Annotated in this window: 6 protein-coding genes; 4 read left to right on the top strand and 2 right to left on the bottom strand. The window is 50.9% G+C overall.

Annotated features, from left to right (window positions below):
• The first annotated feature begins 62 nt into the window (after nt 1-62).
• Nucleotides 63-1646, top strand: a complete 1584-nt coding sequence (locus ACOMHB_RS22960; RefSeq protein WP_448218373.1) for an NTP/NDP exchange transporter — start codon at nt 63-65, stop codon at nt 1644-1646.
• A gap of 168 nt (nt 1647-1814) precedes the next feature.
• The gene (locus tag ACOMHB_RS22955) at nt 1815-3176 is read left to right on the top strand and encodes an OprD family outer membrane porin (RefSeq protein WP_448218372.1); all 1362 of its coding nucleotides are present in this window, start codon (nt 1815-1817) and stop codon (nt 3174-3176) included.
• 23 nt (nt 3177-3199) lie between these two features.
• On the opposite strand, the gene ACOMHB_RS22950 is transcribed toward ACOMHB_RS22955, so the two are convergent.
• The gene (locus ACOMHB_RS22950) at nt 3200-4420 is read right to left on the bottom strand and encodes an HD domain-containing protein (RefSeq protein WP_448218371.1); all 1221 of its coding nucleotides are present in this window, start codon (nt 4418-4420) and stop codon (nt 3200-3202) included.
• Between the two features lie 27 nt (nt 4421-4447).
• A complete protein-coding gene (locus tag ACOMHB_RS22945) occupies nt 4448-4639 on the bottom strand; it encodes a hypothetical protein (protein ID WP_448218370.1) in 192 nt (63 codons plus the stop codon).
• A 193-nt stretch (nt 4640-4832) separates the two neighbouring features.
• Here ACOMHB_RS22945 and ACOMHB_RS22940 point away from each other — a divergent pair, with 193 nt between their 5' ends.
• Nucleotides 4833-5531: a SapC family protein gene (locus ACOMHB_RS22940; protein ID WP_422135460.1), complete on the top strand. Its 699-nt coding sequence runs from the start codon at nt 4833-4835 to the stop codon at nt 5529-5531.
• 104 nt (nt 5532-5635) lie between these two features.
• The gene (locus ACOMHB_RS22935; protein WP_448218369.1) at nt 5636-25480 is read left to right on the top strand and encodes a leukotoxin LktA family filamentous adhesin; all 19845 of its coding nucleotides are present in this window, start codon (nt 5636-5638) and stop codon (nt 25478-25480) included.
• Nucleotides 25481-25517: the final 37 nt, after the last annotated feature.

The raw sequence follows: 25517 nt of genomic DNA, 5'->3' as shown, positions 1-25517 counted from the left end.
TTAACCTTTTCGTCTAGATAAAGTGAGTTTGTCTCAGAATTCACCAGTCACAAGGCGATAAAATGTCAGATAATACTGAATTCAGTAAATGGAGAGCGAGGCTTTGGCCCGTCTACGTTTATGAGCTTAAAAAGCTACTTCCGATGATCCTGATGTTCTACCTGATACTCTTTAACTACACCATATTGCGAGACACGAAAGACACTCTGGTAGTTACTGGTGCTGGTTCAGGAGCGGAGATAATACCTTTTTTAAAATTATGGGTGAATGTACCTTTTGCAATAATATTCACAGTTACATACGCAAAGCTGAGTAATATATTTGAGAGGAGAACTTTATTTTATTTAGTTATATCCAGCTTTCTGTTGTTTTTCTGTTTTTTTTCTCTGGTTCTTTATCCCGCTCGGGATATGCTTCATCCAACAGAGTTTGCAGATTACTTGCAGAGTATTTTGCCGCCTGGATTTATGGGATTGATCGCTGTTATGCGTAACTGGACGTTTTCTCTTTTCTACGTCATGTCTGAGCTTTGGGGAAGTGTCTGCCTCTCTCTGATGTTCTGGGGCTTTGCCAATCATATTACCCGAGTCTCAGAATCCAAACGATTTTATGCGCTTTTCGGCATGATGGGTAATTTGGCATTACCAACGGCAGGACTGTTTGTCTACTTTGCTTCACAGACTCGTGAAAACCTTGCTGAAGGTGTTGACCCCTGGGGTTACTCGCTGAATTTAATGACGGGTGTCCTTACTATTGGTGGCATTTTGATTATGGCGACTTACTGGTGGATCAACCGGTATGTGATGACAGATCCAAGGCTTTATAAACCTGATGAGATAGCAAGCTCCAATAAGGAAAAATTATCCTTATCCCTGAAAGAAAGTTTTATGCATATTATCAATTCAAAATATCTGCTTTGTATTGCCCTTTTGGTTATTGGATATGGTGTCTGTATCAATATTGTTGAAGTCACCTGGAAAAACCAGCTACGCATGCAATATCCAAACCCCCATGAATACAATCAGTTCATGGGATTATTTTCCACCTGCACAGGCATTGTGACTATTTCCATGATGCTGTTTTTTACTAACAATGTTATCCGTCGCTTTGGCTGGACAATAGCTGCACTTTGCACTCCGGTGGTTTTATTAATTACCGGAACTTTGTTTTTTTGTTTTGTTTTATTCAGGGATATCGTACCCGATATTTTATTTCTGGCGCTGGGCACCACTCCATTGATGCTAACCGTCATATTGGGGGGTGTACAAAATATCATGAGTAAATCGACCAAGTACTCCTTGTTCGATCCCACCAAGGAAATGAGCTACATCCCACTTGACCCTGAAGAGAAAGTGAAAGGTAAGGCGGCAGTTGATGTTATTGGCAATCCGACCGGTAAATCAACAGGCTCAGTCATACAGCAAATATTAATAATTTATTTGGGTTCACTGGCGGCTATTGCTCCTTACGTAGCTATTATCGTTCTGCTCTTTTTTGCTATATGGATTGCCGCAGCCCGCTCACTAGGGCACCAATTTAATGAACTCTCGAGGTCAAAGAAAAAGTCGTCTGGGGCACAAGCTCAGGAAGCTGCCGACAGCTCGGAAGTACCTGTTGGCAAAAAACTTGGTCCGGCTGATTACTGAGGCATTTTTCAGAGTGCCTTAATACCTGACCAATCTTGGCGAAGGTGAAATTGATCCTGGTCGGTCAGTCCTGATGTCGGGTTTTGCCATTAAGCAAGTATGACCGTAATTAAAATGTCAAAAGGTAGCTATTGTGCAATCCACAGTAGCTATGTAGCAGGTTTTAATATGCACTTAAAATCAGGTTTGCAACCATTAGTGTTTTTTGCTTCAGGATTTTGGAATACTGCAGTTTTATCGGGTGAATCTTTATCAGATAATGCGCCTTTTATTAATAATACGACACTGGGCGGAAAGCTTCGGACTGTATATTACGATGTAGATAACACTGTAAAAGACTCGACACTTGGAGCTTGGGCGGGAGGCTTATGGCTGGATTTGAGTTCCAGTCTGGGTGACATAGTAGGATTAGGAGCCAGTTTCTATAGCGCTGTCAAGTTGTATATGCCCGAAGAGAATGCTTATTCATATCAGCTTTTAAATCGTGATAATGAGGGGTTCAGTAAACTGGGGCAAGCCTATGTCGAAGTAAAATTACCGTCAACTTACGAAGACCGATCACTCAGCTTTAAGGCGGGACGACAGAATTTACGTACCGGACTGATTTCCGGCTCCAGCTCAAGAACCGTTCCCAGCAACTGGAATGGGTATAATCTCAAAGGCACGATTGAAAACCTGGAAATCGGTTTTGCTCTGGTTGATCAAATGTCACTTAGAAATCAGGCAGGTTTTCATAGTCTGATGAACTTTTCCGGTGAAAAAATTGATTACATCATAGGTGCTGAAGCGATCTATACACTTCAGTTTTCCAAAGAGCGTGAATTGCGGCTTAAATATCGCAATGCTTTTGCCAAAGAATTTTTAAAGGCACACAATGGCGATATCTTGTTTACCACATACGCAGGACAGAATCTCAAAATTAACTTGGGGGGTAGTTATTATCAAACCCAAAAAAGTGGTCGTCTCTGGCAGGGTGCAGGCTGGGGTGGCTCGCCATTATTTGACGATAAAGCCAGTGTTATCAACCTTCACGGGGGTTTGGCTGCTGGTTCATGGCATTTTCGTGCAGGAGTCAGTCATTTTAAGGCACCATCCAGCGTAAAAGCTTCAGGCAATGCTTACACTCCACCCGGTGCTTATTATTATGATTTCGGAGCAAACACCCACGGGTACTGGGACATTAACACTTCAGGTTCTGCAGAAGATATGTTGTATGACGGTGAAACCGCATGGATGATGGGTGTTACTTATCATTTTTCAGAATCCTGGCTCAAAGGGCTGAAGGCAGGTTATTCATTTCATTATGGCTCCGGTATGAAGGTTAGCACCCCCGGCGGCCAAAAAATAGCTGTCGCAGAACAGGAACACGACATTCATCTGGTTTATGCCTTTCCGAAGACTGTATTGGAAGGGTTGAAATTTAAACTGAAATACGGTCTTTATCGAAATGATAAGGCATTACGAAAAGCCATTCACAAAGAAGAAAACGATTTGCGTGTCTGGCTTGATTATGATTTCCGGATTTTCTGATTTCAGCCGGAGGTGCTGTCGCCTTATGGAGACTTAATGGCTGCATAAAAGAGCCGACAACGTTCCATTTCAGCCTGATATTTCCTTTTAAAGGATGGACTAAGGGCTGACAGCCTTTTCCAGCTCGCTGAAACCATTACCCTGGGATCAACAACCCGGCAACGAAGATTTTCAAAGGTTGTGCTAGCCTCATTTGCATCAGTCGTCTCATAAACCCGGTACCAGGCTGATTTTATTTTTTCGACAAGAGCGGCAACCTTTGTATCTTCGCTGCTTAGCATGGACTGCCATACTTCTCTATCTCCCATCTGGTATTTGATATCTTCCAAAGTCAGTTCATTTATAGATATCATGCGTCTGATTGCCTCTGTCGTCCATTGGTAAAGTGTCCGTCCCCAGGCGGTGACAAATATATTCTTGTTGAGCTCCAGGCTTGCATCTGCAAGTAACTGGGCTGAATCCTGACTGCTAAAATACCAGTGGTTAGTTAACGGATCATGGTGAAGGGACTTTATGATCTGATCGATCTGTTCCCGGGTTAAAGTCTTCCTTCTGGCTGAGCCTTGTAATATGTAGTCCAGCCGGTCTGCGCATATATCCGGCAGCTCTCTTTCGAGCATTGTAAATTGAATGTTTTCTGGGACTATGTTGTCAGGCGTTAGATCATGATTTTTTAATATCAAGGCAAGCCCGTGCTTTTCTAAAAAACCTCTAAATAGCGAATCATGGTAATCAGGATTTCCTGCAGAGCTTGTAGTAAAAAGGTAATCTGAGACATGACTGAATGCTGTGTGAGATATATCGTGGAGCAACCCGCTGACCTGCTCCTCAAAAGGAGCCCCGAAATAATTCAGAAGATAAAGTACTCCAAGGGAATGGTCATAACGGGTATAAGATTCATTGTTATGCCCCTGAGAGTCAACCAGCTGAATAATTCCATACTGGTTAATGTTCTTCAGTCGTTTAACAGGTTGACTGTTCAACAGTTCTGACAATAGAGGAAACTGGGCACGATTAAACTCCAACACGCCATAATAGGTTTCTATCTGCTCATGGTCGTTGCTATGGGCTTTGGCCAGGAATCCCAAAACACATAAATGGCCTAAAAGCAGGTACCACGAGAAGCGTTGGAACTGCTGGTGGCAGCACTGAGACAGAGTATGACAGGTTATCATTTGATGCACCTTAAAACACTGGTAAACCAAAGTTAGCTCTAAAGCGGTGTTTGCCAGTATAGTCGCCATTTCTGCCCTTTTTATCTAAACTGGCTGTTAGTTAAAGAGAGTGTGCAAGTAATCCAGGGGAGCGTAAAATTTCTTCCATAGATTCCATTCCGACTCCCTGAGACTTTCTTCAAGTGAGATACCATAAACTGCATTGTTTGAAACGCCATTGATCAAAGCAAGAGCCAATGCAGAAGCGAGGATAATGTCGAGGTTTTTCAATAAATGTTTTGAGTCCATTTGTGAGCTACCGTTGTAGACTCTTCGTTTATTGTGATTATTGATCCAGTCCGGCTTTCATCGTCTTTAACGGAATTGCAGTCGTATTTGCGACCTTCTACCTGTATTACGGTTTGAGTAGAGCGCGTGATTTGTGCGACAATGCTCTTGCCAATGAGATTAAACAAGAATTATACGAGAATGGACTTCAAGCATGGCAGCATTACTTTTCTATAAAGACCCTGCACCACTCAATCGTGATCTTCACAAGGCACTGAGATACCAATCTTCCGGAGATTATTCATTTACCGATAGTGTAAATTCTGTACCTCTGACGGGTATTGAGTTTTTTGAAGCCAGTCGAGATATGCCTGTGCTTTTCAGCAAAGATGATGAAGGACGTTTTTTTCCTCTGGCGCTGCTTTCACTGATGGATGCCGGCCATAAACAACTGGATGGCGAAGGACGCTGGGAAGACAGTTATGTTCCAGCCTTTGTCAGACGCTATCCTTTTGCTCTCACCGATGAGGGAACGGTTTGTTTTGACAAGGAATCTGCTCAAATTGGTGGTGAAGAGGGTGAGGCACTCTTTAATGACGAAGGTGAAAACTCTGAAACCCTGAACAACATCATCCAGTTTTTGAACAACTACGACCAGCAGTACAAAAATACTCGCGCCTATTGTGATGAATGCAGTGAGCTGGAGCTGTTCTCACCTTTTAATCTTCAGGTCATGGCCGATAAGGATAATCCCCTGAGGCTGGAAGGGCTGTATGTCATCGATGAGAAAAAGCTGGCCGGGTTGCAGGAAGAAAAAATAAATGACTGGTTCAAGGCTGGCTGGCTGGCCTGGAGCTATGCGCACCTGCACTCTCTGGGAGCGCTCAAGCGGTTGCTGAAAAAACAACAGTAAAACTGCAGTCATTGAGAGTTAAAACAGACGGGGGCTTGCCCCCTCTTCTTCGTCTGGGGCGCCTGAAGGACAGCGTCAGGAATAAAAAAAAGGAAAGGGATTCTATGACATGCTTTAATCGCACGCTGTTGTCGACCTCTATTGGCCTGGCTAACAGGGCAACATTCAACAAGGTTCCCTGGCCGGTAGTGACCGGTGCTCTGTTTTCTGCGCCGGCAATGGCAGTGGATAACGACATTCGTGCCGTAGATGGAATCACCTCGGTGTCCAGTTCCGGTAATGTCCATACCATTACTTCCACAAAGCGCTCCAATGCTTCCGCCATCAATGTCTTTGACAAGTTTGTAGTCGGCACTTCCCATACCGCTAACCTGACAGTACCTGCTGACGCCAGTAATCTGGTCAATATCGTCAGGGGCTCCGATGCGCCGGAAGTACACGGTATCCTGAACAGCTACAAGAACGGCTCCCTGGGCGGTAATGTGGTATTCGCCAGCTCAGCTGGCTTCATCGTAGGTGAGACCGGTGTCGTCAATGTCGGCAAGCTTTCTATAAAAACACCCGATAGCAGTGAAATCGCTGCGCTTCTGTCCAATGGCGCGCCGGTAGACAGTGAGGTCAGTGATCTCCTCGGTAACAGTTTCAGCGTCTCTTCCTCTGGCCTGGTGAGAATCCAGGGCAAGATCAACACAGCTTCAGGCATAGACATCTACGCCAACACCATTGATGTTGATGAAAAGGCTATCATCATTGTCGGCAATGCAGCGGCTGCCAGCGGTGTCAGCAACTATGGACAAAACAACGATTACACGGCGGTTAACGTCGATGACCTGACTATTCCAAACGAATTAAAGGTCGATGGCGGCACTATTGTTCTCAAGGCTTCCAGCAGCGCAGACGCTGCCATTAACCTTTCCGGTGATCTTTATGCCGATGGTGGATTTACCATCACGGCTGAGAAAATTTCCGTCAACTCGGGTTCCACTCTGGATGCAAGAGACGGCGCCAGTCTGGCTTCGTCCGGCAGTATTCAGTTTCAGGCTGATGGTAGCGCTTCTACGACACTGACTCTTAATGGCGGTAGCAATCGTGTACTACTCCAGAGTGGTTCTACAGCTTCTCCGGAAACCAATGATTCCGGCATTAACCTGATTGGCAGTGTTCTCTCTGATGGATCAGTGACAGTTACCGGTGACAAGGTTCAGATGAATTCCGGCAGTTCTCTGGATGCAGAGGGCAGTGTAACGGTCACGGCTGCTACTCAGGCCAGCGTCAGTGGCACTTTGGCTGCGGAATCGGGCATCAGTATTGACTCCAAAGATATAGATCTGAACAGCGGCAGTGTTCTCGATACTCGAAACTCAAGCGACACTGCCCGGGGTGATGTAACGCTCACGGCTTCAGCCAGCCAGGATGTCAGCCTGGCTTCTGCCAGCGCGACAACCAACATTGATTTCAGTGGTCAGGTGTACGCCGGAAGTCTGACCGCAAGCGCCAAATCAAAAGCTGCCAGCAGCATCAAAGAGGAACCTGGCGTAGCCATGGGCTCGGTGGTGGGTGGTGCCCTTGCCGGAGCGTCATTTTACCTGATGGACGCCGATGCTGAAGCAACGGTCAACGTCAACAGCGGCGCCAATATAAACGCCAGTGGTAATGTTTCTCTGGCATCGGAATCCCATGCTGTTTCCGACGCTTCCGCCATTACCCTGGGCAATGCTCTGCCCGGAGCACTGGCGGCAGTTTACGCCACCAGTGACGCCACCAGTACTACCCACGTGAAGTCAGGAGCTACGATTCAGGCGGGAGGAAACCTGGACGTTTCTGCCCACAACGAGTCCTATGTGGCGGCCACAGCATTCAACCTTATTGCTGAAGATGCCAATAAGGTAGTGATTGCTGCCGCCGTCGGGGAATCCGATGTAGACGCAACCGCCAAGATTGACAGCGGCGTTACCCTGGACGCCAACAATCTGGTGGTAGCCGCAGAGAACCAGAATTACTACCATATCTCTGCTTCTGCCTATGGCCTGAAAGCAACCCGCTATGGTGTTGCGGTTGCTGTGGGTGATTTTGATACCAATGCTACGGCCGAGCTGGGCAGTAGCCTTGGAACCGATCAGGATAAGACGGGAAATGTTACCATCACAGCCCTGGACCGGACTCTGAACCAGAGGGTTCACTCCGGTGTGACAGTGGGCAGTAACCTGTTCATGCGCACCATCGGCTCCAAAGCCATCAGCGGGGTTTCTGCGTTGCAGAATGGTGTCCACAACTTCACCACCAAATACCTCCCGATAGGGCACTCTGCTCCCACCGATGAAACGGGCAAGGTCAGCTTCAAAGGCGGCCTGGCATTTTCCCTCAATCTTTCGGATCACGATGCCTACAGTTTCCTCGGCACCAATGTATCAGGGCAGACGGATGCACCACATATTATTGCGACTGGCAATATTCTGGTTGCCAGCCAGACCGATCTGGGCAGCGATAATCAGGCCGTTGTGGGTGGTAACAACAATGGTGCCCTGGGAGGCGACCAGGGCGGTTACAGAACTTCGGCAGAAGCGGCTGTATCGGCTCCCAAAGAGAATTCCAGTGGCAGCAACCAGACTCCGGCATCGGACAAAAGTCTGGCGCTGGCCCTTAACCTTGCCATTAACGACAGTGACGCGGTAGCAGAAGTCGGCCAGTCGGTACAGATCGATGCGGCTAATCTCGGTGTCATTGCTCTGCAACATATGCCTATTGTCTCCACCTACGACAAGTGGGACACCTTCTCTGATGTCGTCGGCAAATTTAACGGTGTCGGCGGGTTACAAAACAATATTCTGACCGGTTTCGCTAATGCCGGTGCTGCAGCTGATAAAGAAGCCTACGGCGGCAGCTTTAATGTCCTGTGGAACGATATGGACACCAAGGCCTGGGTAGGCGACAAGGCCAAAATAACGACAACCGGTACGGGCAACTGGAGTGCGAGCAGAGAACTGAAGGCCAACAGTGAAGTTCCCGGAATTCTGGGTAGCAGCAAGGTCTTTAAAGACGTCACCTATACCTTCTCTTTTGATGACTCGGTAGCGGTCAGGGCCTACAACCTGATGGAGACCGCCACTGTTGCTGGTAATCTCGGTAGTCTGGGGCTGATACCGAACGCAAACGGCACCAATGAAAAAGGTAAGTCGGTTGGCGGCTCCATTTCCTATATCCAGCAGTCCGGCTCAGCCGTGGCGGGTATTGGCAAAGCCACGGTCAATGCCAGTGGCAATGTGGGGGTGTACGCAGAAACGGACGAACGTCACTTCCTGGTGACGCCTTCCTCCGGGCAGTCCAGTGGTATTGGCTTCAGCGGCGTTCTTGGTTTTCTCAATTCGGAAGTGTTGACTCACGCATCCCTGCACAATCAGGCTCAGCTGAGCGCTGATAATCTCGTTATCATTGCTGATCATGAATTTGGCAACTGGGCGGCGGCTGGTGCCTTCAGCTGGTCAGACCAGTCAGCGGTTGGCATCGCTATAGCGGCGAACGTTTCCCAGGGCGATACCAAGGCGTTTATTGGTGACAATTCAAAGGAATACAATAAGGTCAAGTTCCAGGACAAAAACAATAACGAGACCGATAAACCTTCCCCAAGTTCGCCAACTGCACCTGATCCAACAAAAGGCATCGTCGTTAACTCGGTCAGCGTGCGTGCCCGCTCAACAGGTACCAACGGATCTCTGGCGGTTGCCGGAGCATTAACCACTGAGCCCAGTGATGAGCCCGGCATTGGCGCCAGGTTCGAGAATTGGTACAACGGCTTGTCTTCAAAGCTGGCTGCGAATTACACCGGCGCTACCGGAAGCAGCAGTGATTCATCGATAGGCAAATCGTCAGAAAGCGGCAAGAACGACGACAGTGGCTCAGGTTCTGGCAAAAGTTCTGCGGAAGTCTCCAAGGATCAGCTGGGCCTGACAGGGGCGGGCAGCTTTACTGTCTCCGTCAACAATATGGACGCCAAGGCCATTATTGATGGTGCTGCCATCAGCGGTCACCAGAACGGTAACAGCTACAACGATGTCGATGTTGACGTTCAGGCTCTGGAAAAAGTGATCTCGGCTTCTGCGACAGGTTCAGCAGCGCTGTCTATGCTGGGAGCAAATTCGCCTACCAATCAGGATACTATTGCCGGGGCTATTTCCTATCAGATCAGTTTCAATGATGCCCTGGCCTGGATTAAAGACTCTGTCATCACTTATGCCGATGACGTAAATGTCCAGGCATTGCACGGTGGTGAACTGACTTCCGTCGCCCTGGCGCTATCTGTCACCAGGCCGGACTCTTCCTCTGGCCAGACACGTAATGGTGCGCTGTCCATCTCGGGTGCCCAGATATACGACGGCACATCAGCACGGATTGAAGGTTCGTCAATCAGCTCAAATCAGGGGGCGAATAATGATCTTGAAGTCTCCGCCTATAACAACAGTTATGTGGGCGTAGGGGGCGGTACCCTTTACGGCGGCGGCAAGCAGGGGGCCGGTCTGGCCATTACCTTTGCCGAGATTAATGATCCGTCCGCCATTCCCGGAGACGCCAACCCGGATGGTAACAATGTTCTCAGTACCGCCTATGATGAGGATGTTTATGACGGTGCAGCCACCGAAGCCATCGTTGACTTCAGTGGTTCCAACCGCTCTTATCTCAATAACTTTGACCGGGTCGACATCAGTGCCCGCAGCCTGAACCGGATCGGTATTGGCGCCGCAGGTATTGGCTATAACAATAATCAGGAAGATTCCCTGGGCTTCCAGGGCAGCTTTGCCATAGGTTCCATCGGTGCGGATACCAAGGCGCTGATGAAAGGCACCAACATCACCGGGGCGGGTGTCGTTAATCTTAATGCCAGTGGTGAGAAAGACGGCGATCTTGACAAGATTCTCAGTGACCTCGGCTCCAGCAATACTAACAAGGATTACGACTTCAGCGGTGCTGAAGCCATGGACAATACCAACGTCCACACCAGTGAAGACGGTAGCGGCTCGACTTACAACTACTCCTCAGAAGGCAAGCGCATCATTGCTGTGGCCGGTGCTGTTCAAGCTGGTAAGAAGAATCTGGGTATTTCCTACGCCCATGCGGATGTGAAAAGTGAAACCAAAGCCCGCATGGAAGACGTCAATATCAATAAGTCAGGAGCCGGGGCAGACGTTAATATCAATGCCCGTGACAACTCCCTGCTCTACAGTGTTGCCATTGGTGTGGGTGTAGGCACTGGCGGCTTCTCCGGTGTCGGCTCTGTTGCGGTTAACCGCCTGAATAACCAGGTCTTGGCTGAAATTGGTGACTGGAACGGTTCCGATAAGGGGACCATCAACGCCAGTGACTTGTCTGTGGTCGCCCAGAATGACATGGATCTGATTAACGTCGCTGGTTCAGTAGCGGTGGCCAGTGGTCAGGGTGGCGCTACTGCCGGAGGTCTGGCAGTAGCCCTGAATCTTGTAGGTACTGACGAGCATTCAACAAAAGCCAGGGTCAGCAACACCAGCCTCAAGGTGGATGAGGATCTTACCGTCAGGGCGCTCAGCGGAACATCCAATGATCATAATCTGCTGGTGGGCAACGCCATCGCTATAGGTGCCAATCTTGGGCAGAGTGGTATTGGCTTTGCCGGCGCAATTTCTACCAACAATGTCGATCAATCCATCGAAGCCGGTATTAAAGACACCGCCACCAATCGTTCCAGCGCAGCATCTTCAACCAGTGGCGGTGATGTCGTTGTCCAGGGTCAGGATTACAGTGATAGCGTAGCCACAGCCTGGATGGGTGCTGGCTCCGGCAATGGTTCCGCCGGTGGTGTCGCCATTGCTACCAACCGTGTCGATTCAGATGTCACGGCAGAAGTGCTGGGTAACAAAGGCAACCCTGGCAGTACAACACTCAAGGCGCAAAACGTTACTGTTGACGCTTTCCGTCGTAACTGGCTGCTAACCATCGACGCCGGTGTTGCGGCTTCCAAGCAGGTATCCCTGGTCGGCTCCGTGGGAACCGGCGTTATAGACGGCAATGTGACAGCAAGAATTGCCGACGATGCCCGAATAGATGCCTGGAACAATGTCTTGGTCAATGCTGATGCGATGAGCGTCAATCTGGTGGGCAGTGGTGCTGTTGGCATTGGTGTCGATGCTGGCGCTGGTGCTGTTGCCATCTCTACAGCGATGGAATACGGCAAGACTGAAGCCTACATTGACGATGCAGTAGTGATTGCCAGAGGCAAGGGCAGCACTATGCAGGTGGATACCGGTGATCTCAAGGGCTATGGTGATCTGCCGGATCTTTCTACTGCCGGTGACAGTTCCAATCCGGATGCTGTCTCCATGGGTGACCTGACTTCCGGCTTCAACACGTTATCTGTGGAGCGCACCAAAGAATCCGTCAACGGTCTTGTTGTTAACGCAACGTCCAGAACCAAGCAGCGAGCGATTACTGTCGGCGGTGCTGGTGGCAAGGCCGTTGCTATCAATGCCAATGTTGCTACTAACGGCACCTATAACGCTACTAAAGCTTACATCAAGGATGCCACCATTAATTCCGGCGTTTCCGGTGAAGATGGTGCAGATGTCTATGTTCGTGCCAATGCTCATGAAGCGGGACTGGCTGTTTCTGCAGGTGTTGCCGTTTCTGGTGGCGGTGAAGCCGCTGGCGCGGGAGTTGGTGGTTTTGCCACCAATGACCAGAAGCGTTCCAGTGAAGCCACGATTGAAAACAGCACTGTTAATGCGGATAAAGTAACCATTGACGCCAATACCTCGAAACTGGCTCAGGCCGTTTCAGCGGGTGTGGCAGCCGGGTTAGGCGCAACCGGTGGCCTGGGTGGCGCTGCTTCAGTGGTTATCACTGAACAGGCCGGTAACACGCGTGCCTGGTTACGAGGTGGCACAACCAATGCCAGAGAGGTAGTGGTTGTCTCCGACAGACGTCAGGAAGCCAATGTCGCCGCCGGTGCAGCCGGTATCGGTACGACAGTGGGTGTTGGTATTGGATTGGCCGTCAATATTGTGGGTGGTGATTCGAAAGCCACTATTGGCAATGATCTGGACGATAACGGCGATACCCTGACTACCGCAGTGAACTCAGATACGGTTACAGTGGATGCTGATCGGGTTTCCAGTGCAAAAAGTTATGTCTTTGGTGCTGGACTGGGTGGCGGCTATGGTGTCGCAGCGATGATCAATACTACGGAGTTCCGTGGCGAAACACGTGCTGCAATTCATGGTTATCTCAAGAATAGCAACCTCACCACAGACATTCGTGGCAGTGACGGCAGTTCTGCCGCCACTAACGTGACCGTTAATGCTCAAGAACTTCAGGATGCTGATCAGTGGGCTGCGGGTATCGGTGCTGGCGCCAGTTTGGGTGTGGGTGCTGTGGCGAATGTGGTGCTGGGACGTTCCCAGGTCTACAGTGAAGCGGTTGGCTCGGACATTGAAGCGGGCACACTGGATATTGACGCCAATGCCCAGCGCCAGTCCAATCTGATCAGTGTTGCTGGTGCTGCATCTACTAACGCTGCGGCGGCGGTGAGTATCGGTCTTGCTCTTTATGGTCAGGGTGATACGACAGCCAAAGATGGCACCAACGCTGAAGATGAGTTTGATCCAAGCCGAAACGAAGCCAACACGGTTCTGGCTTCGGACACTGCCAGCTATAACAGACATTTGTCTGATGAAGAAATTGCTACGCTGGAAGCCGACAACAATGTCACCATCACTCGCAGCCAGGCGCCTTCTACCTCAACCACTACAGAATCAGGTAAGTCTCTCAAGCTCAGTGGTGAAAGTGTCACTGCTGCCCGGATCAGTGGCGGCAAGATTGATGTCGATACGCTTAACGTCAACGGTCGTACGCTGCAGCACAGCTACCAGGGGCTGGGCGCAGCTCAGGCCAGTTCTGTGGGTATTGCAGGCGTGGTGGGTATCAGTCGTTCCTATGAAATGAACATCGCCACCGTAGACAGCAATGTCAAGGCAGACAATGCGGTGATCGGCGCAAGCCTGGAGAATGCCAGCAGCGATGACGGCGCTCTTGAAATGAAGAGCTTTATTGTTGGCCTGGGTGGTACCAGCGTCGTTATTAACTACACCGATGCGCGCAGTGAAAACCGGGTTGTGGCCGGAATCAACTCAGCAGAGGGTAACGACACCGGAGATCTTGAAGTTACCGCTACCGATTCCACTGATATTCGTCTTGGGGATGTCAGCAGCGGTAAGCCCTCATCGGTTACCGATGGTTCCCTGAACATCAATATTGGCGCCGGGGCTCTTGGGGTCAGCATTGGCTATGCAGAAAAGGACAGTGACATTGATGCCTGGGTGGGTGAAACAGGCAAGCTGATTGACGGCTATAACAACATCACCGTTTCTGCCCTCAACGAAGGTATGGTGAAGAGCACAGGCTTCGCTCTGGCAGGCGGTTTGTTGGCAGGAGTTCAGGGGGTTGTGACTGACGCCCGCGATGATTCCGATGTAAAAGCGACAGTTTACGGCACCATTGATACCGGCTCTGATTCCAGTGCCGTTAATATCAATGCCCAGTCTGCATCGGAGCTTTACTCCAGTGCTTATGGTGTCACCGTTGCGGCGGGTGGTTCCATGGGCGGCTCTTTTGCTTATGCCATTGCTGACACTAAAGCGGAAGCCGAAGTGGCTGACGGAACGGTATTTAACGGCAGTGGTGAAGTTATTGTTCGCTCCGAGACCGGCAGTGGCGCGGACGGTTATCAAAGTGCCTATGCTGCAGCCTTTGCCGCTTCCGGTGGTTTGCTCCTTGGTATTGCAGGCAGTGAAGCCAGGGCCACTAACAAGTCTCAGTCTATCGCCAGAGTAGGTGATGGCGTGTATCTGCCGTATTCCGACTTCACTGTGAATGCCCGTCATACCGGGGTGCAGATTGCTGATGCCGACGGCTACTTTGTTGGTCTGGTGGCCGGAGGCTATCAGACAGGTGTTGCTCAATCTTTCAGCTCAAGCCGGGTTGAGTTTGGCAAGAATCCGATAGCTGCCCTGGAACGTCCGGGTGACCTGACTCTGGACGCCACCAGTTACAACCAGAACCAGAGCTTTACCACCGCAGGCGGTGGCGGCTATTACTCTGGCAGTGCTGCAGAATCGGTTATGGATGCTGGTGATCACAGCAATGGCAATGAGTCCGCTGCGGTCAAGATTGATGACTGGTCTGGCAACTATCGGATTGTTCCTGTCGATGCCGGTGGTGTTTATATTTCTGCCAGCAGTGAGACGGAGTTCTTTGCCGGAACCGATGCTACCACCGTTTCTGTAGTGGGTGGTTCAGGCGCAACTTCTCTGGTCGAGGTGGATACCAATGCCAGGGTGGAGCTGGGCGAGAATGTCAGCTTCTCGGCGCTGGATATTGATATTGACGCTTTCAACAGCGCTTACCAGATTCAGAATCCTTACTTCAATGGCTTTACCTCTTCTATTCACGGCGCGGGCGGTGGTGCCGCCAACGGTACTGCGGGACTTTCCTACCAGGATCTGAAAAACCTCGCCGCCGAAGTGGTGGTGGGTAAAAACGCTGTGCTGAAGATTTCTGACCTGGCCTGGATGGACAGCACTTACGACCACAACATTATGTTGGACGCCAACACGGATTTCTTTGTCTACGACGAGTCCAAGCTGGAAATCGGTGGTGCCTTGCAGGGTGCAGGCGCTGAATCCGATGTGGATGTCAAAACCCGCAACAAAATCTCATTGGGTGAAGGGGCTGAACTTTATAACCCAAGGGGAGAGATTGGTATCGGCACTTACTCTCGGGGCAGTGCCGTGTCCCAGGCTAATGTAACCGTCTGGGCGGCAGCTGGTGTTGCCGGTGGTGTCAGTACCGTTGATCTGGATGTTCTTAACCAGATTGATATTGGTAAAAATGCCATTATCAATGGTTATGGTAATGTCGGAATCTACAGCGGCCGTGGCAGTAATTACTTTCAGGAGAATCAACTGACAGGTAATGCCCTGGCCAACGTCTATAACTGGACGGCTATTCCTATTCCGGCTGGCAACAAGGCAAAATCCAACATCACCCTGAATAACAAGGTGAACTTTGCTGATGGTTTTGACATTGGTTCCGACAGCCATGTGTTTATTGAAGCCAATGAAGGACAGGTCAGTTCCACGCACCGTGGCATTGAAAAGAACCCCTACCTGGAGCTGTTCAGTTCTGAAACCAGCTTTGGCAGCAGTGACTCCAGCACCAGTAATATTCTGACCTTTAACGGCAATGGTAAGGTAGTTGCCGGGCAGTACGCCTATCAGTGGGTGGAAATAGAGTCCGACGGCACCATTAATAAGCAGCTCTACCGTTATGGTACGGCAGCCCGGATGAATGAGAAGTACTCCAGCCGGGCAGAACTGGAAGCCTACATCAAGGATCTTCAGGATCGCGTTGACCTGCTGGAGTCCTGGGACGGTTCCAGCATCCTTATCGATGGGATTACAGTGAGTGATGGCGATGGCGAAGATACCGGCAGCTCATCCGGCACCGGCTCCGAGAGCATCGTCGATGGTGGCACAAACCCTTACCAGGATGAGATCAATGAGCTGAAGTCAGAAATTGTACTGCTGTCGGCTATCGTCAATGATCTGTCTGCGAATCCGAACGATGCCATCAGGGTGGCGGATGTTCAGGCTACAGCAGGGAATATCAACCTGGTGGCAGACACCATTACACTGGCTGGCAGTAACAAACCTGACTTTACTGCCAAAGGCGACGCCTACATCAAAGTGGAGAACAAGACCGATGAACATTTGCTGCTGGAAAACCTGAGCATTACCAATCAGACCGGCGGTAACGTGTTTGTCACTGGCGGTGCCTCGCTGGGCAGCAATTATATCTTTGAGCAGTCCGGCAGTGATTTCACGTCGAAGACTGGCATTGATATCAGCCATGCGCCAACCGGCGCCAACTACCTTGACTCTGACGTTATTATTAATGGTGATATCTCTAACCTGCTGTCCAGTGTCAATATTGATGTGGCAGAAGGCGATCTGATTCAGCAGGCTACCATCGAAGCTAACGCCATTAACCTGAACGTAGAGAACGGCAGCCTGCTGCTGAATTCCAACAAGCCACAAACTTACGGTCGTGATCCCAAGGCGCTGGTCAACTACACTGCTGGCTGGAAACCCTCCGCTGAAGGTTTTGTGCAGCTTTATCTCAACGACAAATACAGCACAGCCATCAATGCTACTGGTATTAATGACTTCAATAACTGGTTTACAGGCCGTGCAATCCGTCATACCGACGACCAGAAGAGTTATTACCAGGGCGGTAGCTACGGCTACGACGAGATGAACATCTACTTCAACTGGGGCTTCAGCGACAGTAAAGAATACAACGGCAGCGATGCAGTAGTATTCGAAATGCGCACCAACAGCAGCAGTCGTGGCGGTAGCAAGTGGAAGTTCAAGCCTGTTCAGAATTTACAGTCCAAACTTGAGCAGAGCGCTACCTACTCTCAGGTGAAAAGCAGTCTCGGCGGCACTGGCACTTCCATTATTGGTGAGAAAGTTGTTATTAATGCCGAGCGTCTGGATATTAACGGCAAGATCATTGTCGGTACCGATAACTCCTGGTCTGTGGATGTGGGTTCAGGCTTTGATGCGACCGTCGCCGATTACATCAGGGACGCCGGGCTTTCTGCCGGCGATGTGATTAATATCAGGCCCGGTGAAACCAAGGCTCTCTGGGTCAGACATCCGTCTCTGCCCGGCCTCAAAACCCTGAAATACTATAACTTTGATGTGTCGTCCAGTAATGGCACCTCCGGCATCGGTCTGACTTATGATGTTGCTACCGGCAAGCTCAGGGCTGATGATATTCCGGTCAGCGGCGGTGGCTATGTGGCTATCAGGGCTAGAATTTCCTCAACCGGCGAAGAAGGTAATATTACCGTTAAGGACGGTCTTGGCCAGATTGACATCAATAACGACTCCAGCAAGCAGCTGGTGCTCGGTACTATCAGTGCCGGAGACGATGCCACTGGTGTTATCCGCATTACCGACCTGAACAAAAGAAAAAATGGCAGCTATTACAGTGAATGGTTCGTTCACTCGCCCGGCAACAAAATCAGACAGTATGAGACCGACGCCTGGGCGGTCAGTTATGACGAATCCAATTATGTGAAGAGCCTTGGCGGCACCGGAACAACGTCGACCATGACCTACAACCCCATGGCCGGACAGCTGTTTTATATCCGTGAAGGGGCGACAGTGGTGCGTAGCTTCGATCCGCCCGGAGACAGCTCTGCGCCTTATGATGGCAAGTCTATCGATGGCTACTTCGCGAAGTACCCGAACACCCTGGGGGACTGGTATTACGAAACCAACTGGAACACTGAAACCAGCTATTACACCACCTGTTCCTACAAGCCGGAAGCCTGTTCCAATGGCACAGCCAGTAATTACCTGACCCAGGTCTATGACCGTGGTGGTGAGTACGTCTGGGGGGTGAAGTGGGGCCTCAGCTACGACAAGTACTACGGCAGTAACATGACCAATGTCGATCCCGTGGTTTACGTTCCCTATCGTATGTGGATGGATGCTCACACCTATGTGAAGGCGGACAACGCGATCAGCTTCCAGTTCACTGGTTCGGCTAATGGCTTTATTGACCTGACCTCAAAATCTTCTATAGAGCTGACCGGTAACGTTTATAACCCCAGTGGCACCACGAATATCAGCACGCTCAATAATCTGATCACTTCGGGGTCCACCGCCATTACCTCTGACGTGACCACCATTGCGGCCAGAGGCAGCATTGGCAGCCAGGATAATGCACTGGCGATCATTACCGACGAGTTGGGCCTGAGCTCCAGTCATGGTTCTCTTTACTTCAACGTGACAGGCGCCGATGGTGATGTCGAACTTCGACATCTGAAAGCCAAATACGACATTGTTGGTGTTGTTGACAAAGGCATTGTGGCCAAAGACAGCAGTACGATTATTCAATCTGACCGTCTGGATCTGACCAGCTCCACCGGTGGCATTGGTAAGGTCGGAACCATTGGCAATACCGGTACCTACCAGTTCGTCAATATTTCCACCACCGGCACAGTGAAACTGAATGCCGCTACTGATATTGCTGTTAATCAGGCCAATGGCGACCTTGAGCTGTACAGCGCCAATGCTAACGAAGAAGTGGTGATCAAGCTGGGTAATGGCCGGATTACCAACGGTATTGGCCGACTGGACAAGACCGATGAAGAGCTGGCTTATGATGCTGCGGTATGGGACAGCCTGAACCTGCTGGATGATGACGCCGGTGCTGTGACTGTGTCGTCTTACGAAAACCAGTTCACGCACAAGTACCATACCTACTGGATGATCAAGCAACGTCTGTCTGACGACAGCGATGCCGGTTTCACCATCGATCCCGCCTTTGTTGAAGCCCTGAAAGTGCGTTACAACACCACTGACGAAGTGGAACTGACCAGTCTGGTGAAGGCCGACTATCAGGGACTTGAACAGTGGTTCGCAGATCAGGTTGCTGCCGCTGATGTTTACGACAAGGCTGAAGACGCCATTGGGATTGAGCAGAAAGGTACTCTCTTCGGTTATGACTATGGCAATCTGCTCACTGGCAGTTACGATCAGAGCTATCGCCTGACTCTGGCGAAAGACTCGAGCTGGTACACCGGCATGGTGGATGGTGCAAAGTGGAAGCAGAGCCAGCTGGATATCAGTATCTCTGCAACAGCGCTGAATGGCGATGCTTCAAGCCAGCTGACCAACAGGGAGGCCAACATCAAGGCTTCCGACATTCACCTGATTGCCAATGGCGGCAGTGTCGGTGAAAACCTGAATGATCTGGTCTTCAGTGTCAGCCGTGATGGTTCCGGAACCATTACCGACGCCCAGAAAGCGGCTCTGCTGGCTGCCGGTGCCGGTGATATTTCAACGACAGTGACCCAGAACAATGTAACGTTCAACGTCAAGCAGGTTGACCCGATCAAGATCGATATGTCCGGGGAACTCTACGCATCGGCCACCAAAGAGATCTACATCGAGTCCAAATCCGGCCTGACCCTGGGCAGTCTGGCTTCTTCCGGTAACGACATTCGTCTGGTGGTGGATGGTGCCATTGAAGCTAAATCAGGGCTGACCAATATAACTGCCCGTGACCTGTTTATCGCTAATACCCGTGGCGATATTGGCTCACAAAGCAATGCCGTGAAGCTCAATCTCACAGGAGCGCTCAGACAGGCGGGTGCTGCATCGGATATGTACCTTCAGGGTGTGGGTGGTGATCTCTATCTGGGATCAATCAGTGCTGGTGGCCTGCTCTCCATAGCCAACGGTAATGATCTTCTGTCGTACAACAACGACAGCTTCCTTGCTGCTGAGTCATTCAATCTGGACGTCAACAGCCACGATCTGGGCAGCAGTTCCGGGGCGTTGAATCTGATTATGACAGGTACGGGTACTTTCCGTGCTGACGCAGGCAATGCCTGGCTGAACGTGAAGGACTCCAGCCTGTTCACGCTGGGGCAGGTTGATATCGACAAAACCTTGTCCCTCAGCGCAGTGGGCGCCCTGGCTCTGCAGGGGAATATTGACGCTACTGACCTGACTCTGGATGTGGATGGCGCTCTGACCAGCGGTGGTTACACAATGACCGTTGGGAATGACGCTGACATAGATGCCGACAGCATTGACCTGGGCGCCATGAACGTCAGAGTGGGCAGTGCGAATATCTACGCCCAGTCTGGCGGCCTCACTCTGGGAGATGTCACTGCATCCAAAGGTTTGTTGACGCTTCTGGCTAATGGTCAGCTGACTCTGAATGGTGACATTGTCACTCAGGGTGGAAATCTTCTGGCTGACGCCAACAGGATTGCGATGGATTCTCTGGCCTCTGTGACCAGCTCCGGCAATATCACCATGACGGCGTCAGACAGCATGAACCTGTTTAATCTGACAGCCCGCAATGGTGTGATTGACCTGACTGCCAGCAACGGTTTTGATGCTCAACTGGGTTCAATTACCGCGACTCGTCTGGATGCCCGTGAGGTAGACATCGAAACCCAGGCTGACCTGACTCTGATTGACACAGTCGCAACCTCTACAGGCAATATACTGCTTACCTCAGGTGGCGATATGTTCCTGAATGCGGATATCACCAGTGACCAGGGCTCCATTATTCTCGATGGACAGAAGGGACTGTATGCCACTCGTCGTATAAAGTCTGGCCAGAATCTTCAGATCACCACCAAAGGCAACCAGGAGCTGAGCACTCTGGAGGTTGGCGGTAACCTGGATATTGATCTGGAGGGCGGCTCAACCCTTAGTATTGCCTCTGCTACTGTTGCCGGGCTTGTGGACATTCTCTCCAGTGGCGACCTGACGCTGTCCGGTTCTCTGGCTGCGAGCGATGTGAGTATTGAAACAACCGGTGGCCTGACCTCTGGCGGTTCCATCAGCTCTTCAACAGGTTCCATGACCCTGAAGATGGGCAAAGGTCTGAACGTTCAGGGTGACATCGGTGCTTTCAGCAACATGAATATTGTTGCCGTTGAAGGTGTCACTATGGCAGCCGGCAAGAGTATTACCGCCGGTGGTTACATGGACATTAACGCCGCCTTCATCAATATGAGCGACAACAGCCTGATAAAATCCGGCGCTGACATGAAGCTCTATACACCGGGCTCCATGCTGCTGGGCACTCTGGAAGTGGGTGGTAACCTGGATATCGATATTGAGTCGGGTGCCGAGCTTGCTATCAGCAGTGCGACGGTTGCGGGTATCGTCGACATTCTTTCCAGCGGTGATCTCGATCTGTCCGGCTCTCTGGCAGCCAGTGACGTCACCATTGAAACCGCAGGCGAACTCACTGCCGGTGGTTCCCTCAGTTCTTCAGCTGGTTCCATGACCCTGAAGGTAGGTAAGGGGCTGAATGTTCAGGGTTATATCAGTGCCTTCAATGATATCGACATTGTTGCTGCAGATGGGCTGACAATGGCCTCTGGCCGAAGCATTACCGCTGGTGGCTACATGGACATCAATGCCGCCTTCATCGATATGGGCGACAACAGTCTGATGAAATCCGGTGCTGACATGAAACTCTACACACCGGGCTCCATGTTGCTTGGCGTTCTGGAAGTAGGCGGTAATCTCGATGTCGATATTGAATCAGGCTCCGTGCTTGCCATTGATTCTGCCACAGTTGCGGGAACCGTTGATGTACTGTCCAGTGGCGACCTGACACTGTCCGGCTCTCTGGCTGCAGCGGACGTGAAAATAGAAACCGCAGGTGATCTGACTGCCGGTGGTTCTATCAGTGCTTCTGCAGGCGCCATGACGCTGAAGATGGGCAAGGGGCTGAATGTTCAGGGGGATATCAGCGCTTCCAGCAATATGAATATAGAAGCGGTTGAGGGTGTCCTGATTGCTTCAGGCAGAAGCATGAGCGCGGGTGGCAACCTTGATCTCAAGGCTGCTTTCCTCGAGATGGCAAGTAGCAGAATTCTCTCCGGCGGCAACATGCAACTGACCACCAACGGTCTGATGGATCTTTCCGAACTGGTGGCAGGAGGTAATCTGACCCTGTTCAGTGGATCTGGACCGATTCTGTTCAACAAGTCTGTTACTGCTGGTGGACATACCAACATCAGAACAGGCAGCCCGGTTGTCTTGAGACTGTCTGCGTTTTCAGAGCCAGGCGCAGTGAATCTGGCAGCGGGAGAAAGCATTACCTCAGCCGGTGGCATCTCAATAGACACAGACACTCTGGTGCTGGGTGACAACAGTCGTTTGAATTCCGGGGATGGCGTCACTGTGTTGCTCAACACTTTTGAGATGGGCGACGATGTGGAAATTTCTGCTGTCAATGACATCGACATGACGGTTCAAAGTCAGGTCGTTCTGAATGGCCCGGTAAGTTCCAGCGCGGGTTCCATTCGAATTACCGGCGCTGAAGGTCTCGATATTCTGCACAGCCTCAATGCGGGTCAGGATATTGTTCTGACTGTTCCTGAAACCCTGGTTCTGCCTACCGAAAAACACCTGCTGGCTGGACGCAGCATCCGTGTGACTTCTGACTGGCTGGATCTGCAGGGCAATAACAATCTGCACGCAGGGGCAAACCTGACACTCAGCAATAATGGTATGAGCTTGCCTGACACGACCAGCCTGAGAGCGGGCGGTGATATGGCATTGCTGACCAGTGGTCTGGTCAGATTGAATGGTCAGGTGCAGCAGACAGGAGGCTCTTTCCAGGTCAACACTGACAGTGACATCCAGCTTAAGCAGGACATCAATGCCGGTCGACATATTCTGTTGACTACGCCTGAAGATGTTTATCTGGAAGTGGGTCGCAGCCTGATTTCCGGAGAGGACCTGCGGGTTGAGTCCGACGGCCTGTATCTGGGACGAAACACTGTGCTTGATGCCGGTGGCAACCTGGCGCTTATTAATAATACGCTGTCACTGCCTGACAGTGTGCAGATCAGCGCGGGTGGCGATCTTGAGCTTGAGACCGATGGAAGGCTCTATCTGACCGGTACCATTGGTGATATTGGCGGCTCTCTGCGGATTCGCACCGATGAACTGTATCTCTATCAGGATCTGAATGCCGGCGAGAGCATCGAGCTTGATACCAGCTACCGCATTTATCAGCAATACCGCAGGAATCTGGTCGCTGGAGAAGATATCAGTCTCAGTACTGACCGTTATTACACCGGCTATCGTAGCAGCCTGACGGCCGGGGATGATATTTCTGTGTCTACCCGGGATGGACTCGACTTTTACTACGTCAGCGCCGGTGGTGATTTCGCTGTTGACAGTGCATACGGTGATGTTCACTTCAAGGAGTCTGTCACAGCAGGTGGAGACATGAGTGTTGAGTCTGGCCGTAGTGTCTATCTCTCGTCATGGAAAGACATCACTGCGGGCTCTCTCGCTGTGGGAACGGCCAATCAGTCCGGAGCTTATCGTTTCTCGGTGGGGTATGGCAGCACCATCGAGACAGAGGGCGACCTGCTGGTGAACACCACCTACAGCCAGGACTATCAGGAACTGATCGTTGGCGGTGATTTCACGGCAAGGGCTGAATATGGCTCTATCCATTTCCGGGACTCTGTGACGGCAGGTGGTGCTGTGAACCTCCACTCGGGAAGGGATATCTACCTTTCAGCCTGGGAAGGTCTTAAGGCCGGATCACTGACCATCGGCACTGAAGGTCAGGAAGGGGCTTACCGATTCACGGTTGGATACGGTTCGTCTATCGAAACCGACGGCGATCTGTTTGTGAACACCACTTATTCCCAAGACTATGAAGCTCTGAATATTGGTGGAAACTTTGTTGCCCGGTCTGCTCATGGAAATATTCACTTCGATGAGTCAGTCACTGCGGCGGGCTTTATTAATCTGGAAGCTGGTCGGGACATTTACCTGTCATCCCACAATGACCTCACAGCGACCTCTCTTTCCGTAGGGTCAGAGAGTCAGGTGGGAGCCTACAACTTCTCGGTTGGTCACAGCAGTACCATCAAACTTGATGGTGACCTGTTGGTTCATACCAGACACGATCAGCAGTATCAGGCAACAAACGTCGGTGGCAGTGTTAATGCTGTGGCTGAGCAAGGGCGGATTTACTTTGCTGACTCCGTGATTGCTGCAGGGGATATGCAACTGCAGGCAGGACGTGACATTGACCTTTCAGGCCGAAGTGTCCTCAGCGCCAACTCTCTGACCATTCGCAGTCAGGAGCAGGCCGGGGCATACAACTTCTATGCAGGGTACGACAGCCGTATTGAGATTGCTGACGACATGTTCATACACACCACAAACTACCAGTCTTATCGTGATGTGACGGCTGGCGGTGATTTTGACGCCATTGCACATAGCTGGATCAATTTCAATGGTGATGTAAACGTCGCAGGAGCGATGAATCTTTATTCCGCAAGGGATATCCATCAGGCTTCACACACTGATTTGAAAGCAGGCTCCCTTACCGTTGGTTCAGAAGATTCGGTCGGTGCCTATCGCTTCAGCACGGGCTATGACAGTGTTATAGAAACCGACGGTGATCTCTTCATCAGCACCACGTCTTCCCAGAATTACCGTGCGCTGACTGCAGGAGGCGACTTCACCGCCAGGGCAGGATGGGGAGATATTGACCTGGGTGGATCAGTCATTGCTGAAGGTGCTGTAAGCTTGTTCTCCGAGAGGGACATTAGTCTTTCGGGCTGGACAGACCTTAAGGCGGCCTCACTGACAATAGGTTCCTCTGAGCATTACGGAGCTGATCGTTTCTCAATGGGCTATGAGAGTTCCATTGAATCCAGTGGCGCGGTAACCATTCATACCCGCGGTAACCAGTATCTCGGCAGTCTGACATCCCACGCTGATGGATTGGCCTTTGCTCTCACCTCTGCAGAAGGCGGCATTTACGGAAACAATGAATACAGATTCAGTAAGTGGCGTGATGCCAGTCACCTGACAGCCAGCAACGGAGAGGCTGTTCTTCAGGCTGCTACAGGTATCGGGCATCCGCTGGTGGTTGATCTGCCATGGCTTTCAGCAGAAACTGAGAGTGGCAATATCAACATTCTGGCCCGTGCCGATCTTCAGGCCAGTCTGCTTAAGACGACCGGTGGCAATATCTACATGACAACTCTGGGCTCACTGTCCATTGATGAACTGGAAGGTAACGCCTGGCTGGTGGTGGGTGATCTCCTGTTTGCCGGCAAAATGACCATGGAACGTGGCTCGATTCGTGCTGAAAATGGCGTGGAGGTTGAAGAACTCAGTCTGACTGGCAGGCATGGCGTCAGCTTTTACGCACCTGATATCCGGGTGACTCAGGTCGATGACGAGGGCACCAGTACGGAAGTCGATACACAGCACTATGCGTATATCAAGCCTGCCTCTGAAAGCCGCAGTTGGGGATGGGGGAGATTTTTCTAGGGTGTAATTGGCCTGTCCAGTGATGGGCAGGCCTGGG

This window comes from Endozoicomonas sp. 2B-B, assembly GCF_053470045.1.
The sequence above is the reverse complement of the archived record's forward strand: the minus strand, read 5'-3'. Positions and strand labels throughout refer to the sequence as shown.

Coding starts and splice junctions, on each gene's coding strand:
- ACOMHB_RS22960 (WP_448218373.1), top strand. CDS start 63: ATGTCAGATAATACTGAATTCAGTAAATGGAGAGCGAGGCTTTGGCCC.
- ACOMHB_RS22955 (WP_448218372.1), top strand. CDS start 1,815: ATGCACTTAAAATCAGGTTTGCAACCATTAGTGTTTTTTGCTTCAGGA.
- ACOMHB_RS22950 (WP_448218371.1), bottom strand. CDS start 4,420: ATGGCGACTATACTGGCAAACACCGCTTTAGAGCTAACTTTGGTTTAC.
- ACOMHB_RS22945 (WP_448218370.1), bottom strand. CDS start 4,639: ATGGACTCAAAACATTTATTGAAAAACCTCGACATTATCCTCGCTTCT.
- ACOMHB_RS22940 (WP_422135460.1), top strand. CDS start 4,833: ATGGCAGCATTACTTTTCTATAAAGACCCTGCACCACTCAATCGTGAT.
- ACOMHB_RS22935 (WP_448218369.1), top strand. CDS start 5,636: ATGACATGCTTTAATCGCACGCTGTTGTCGACCTCTATTGGCCTGGCT.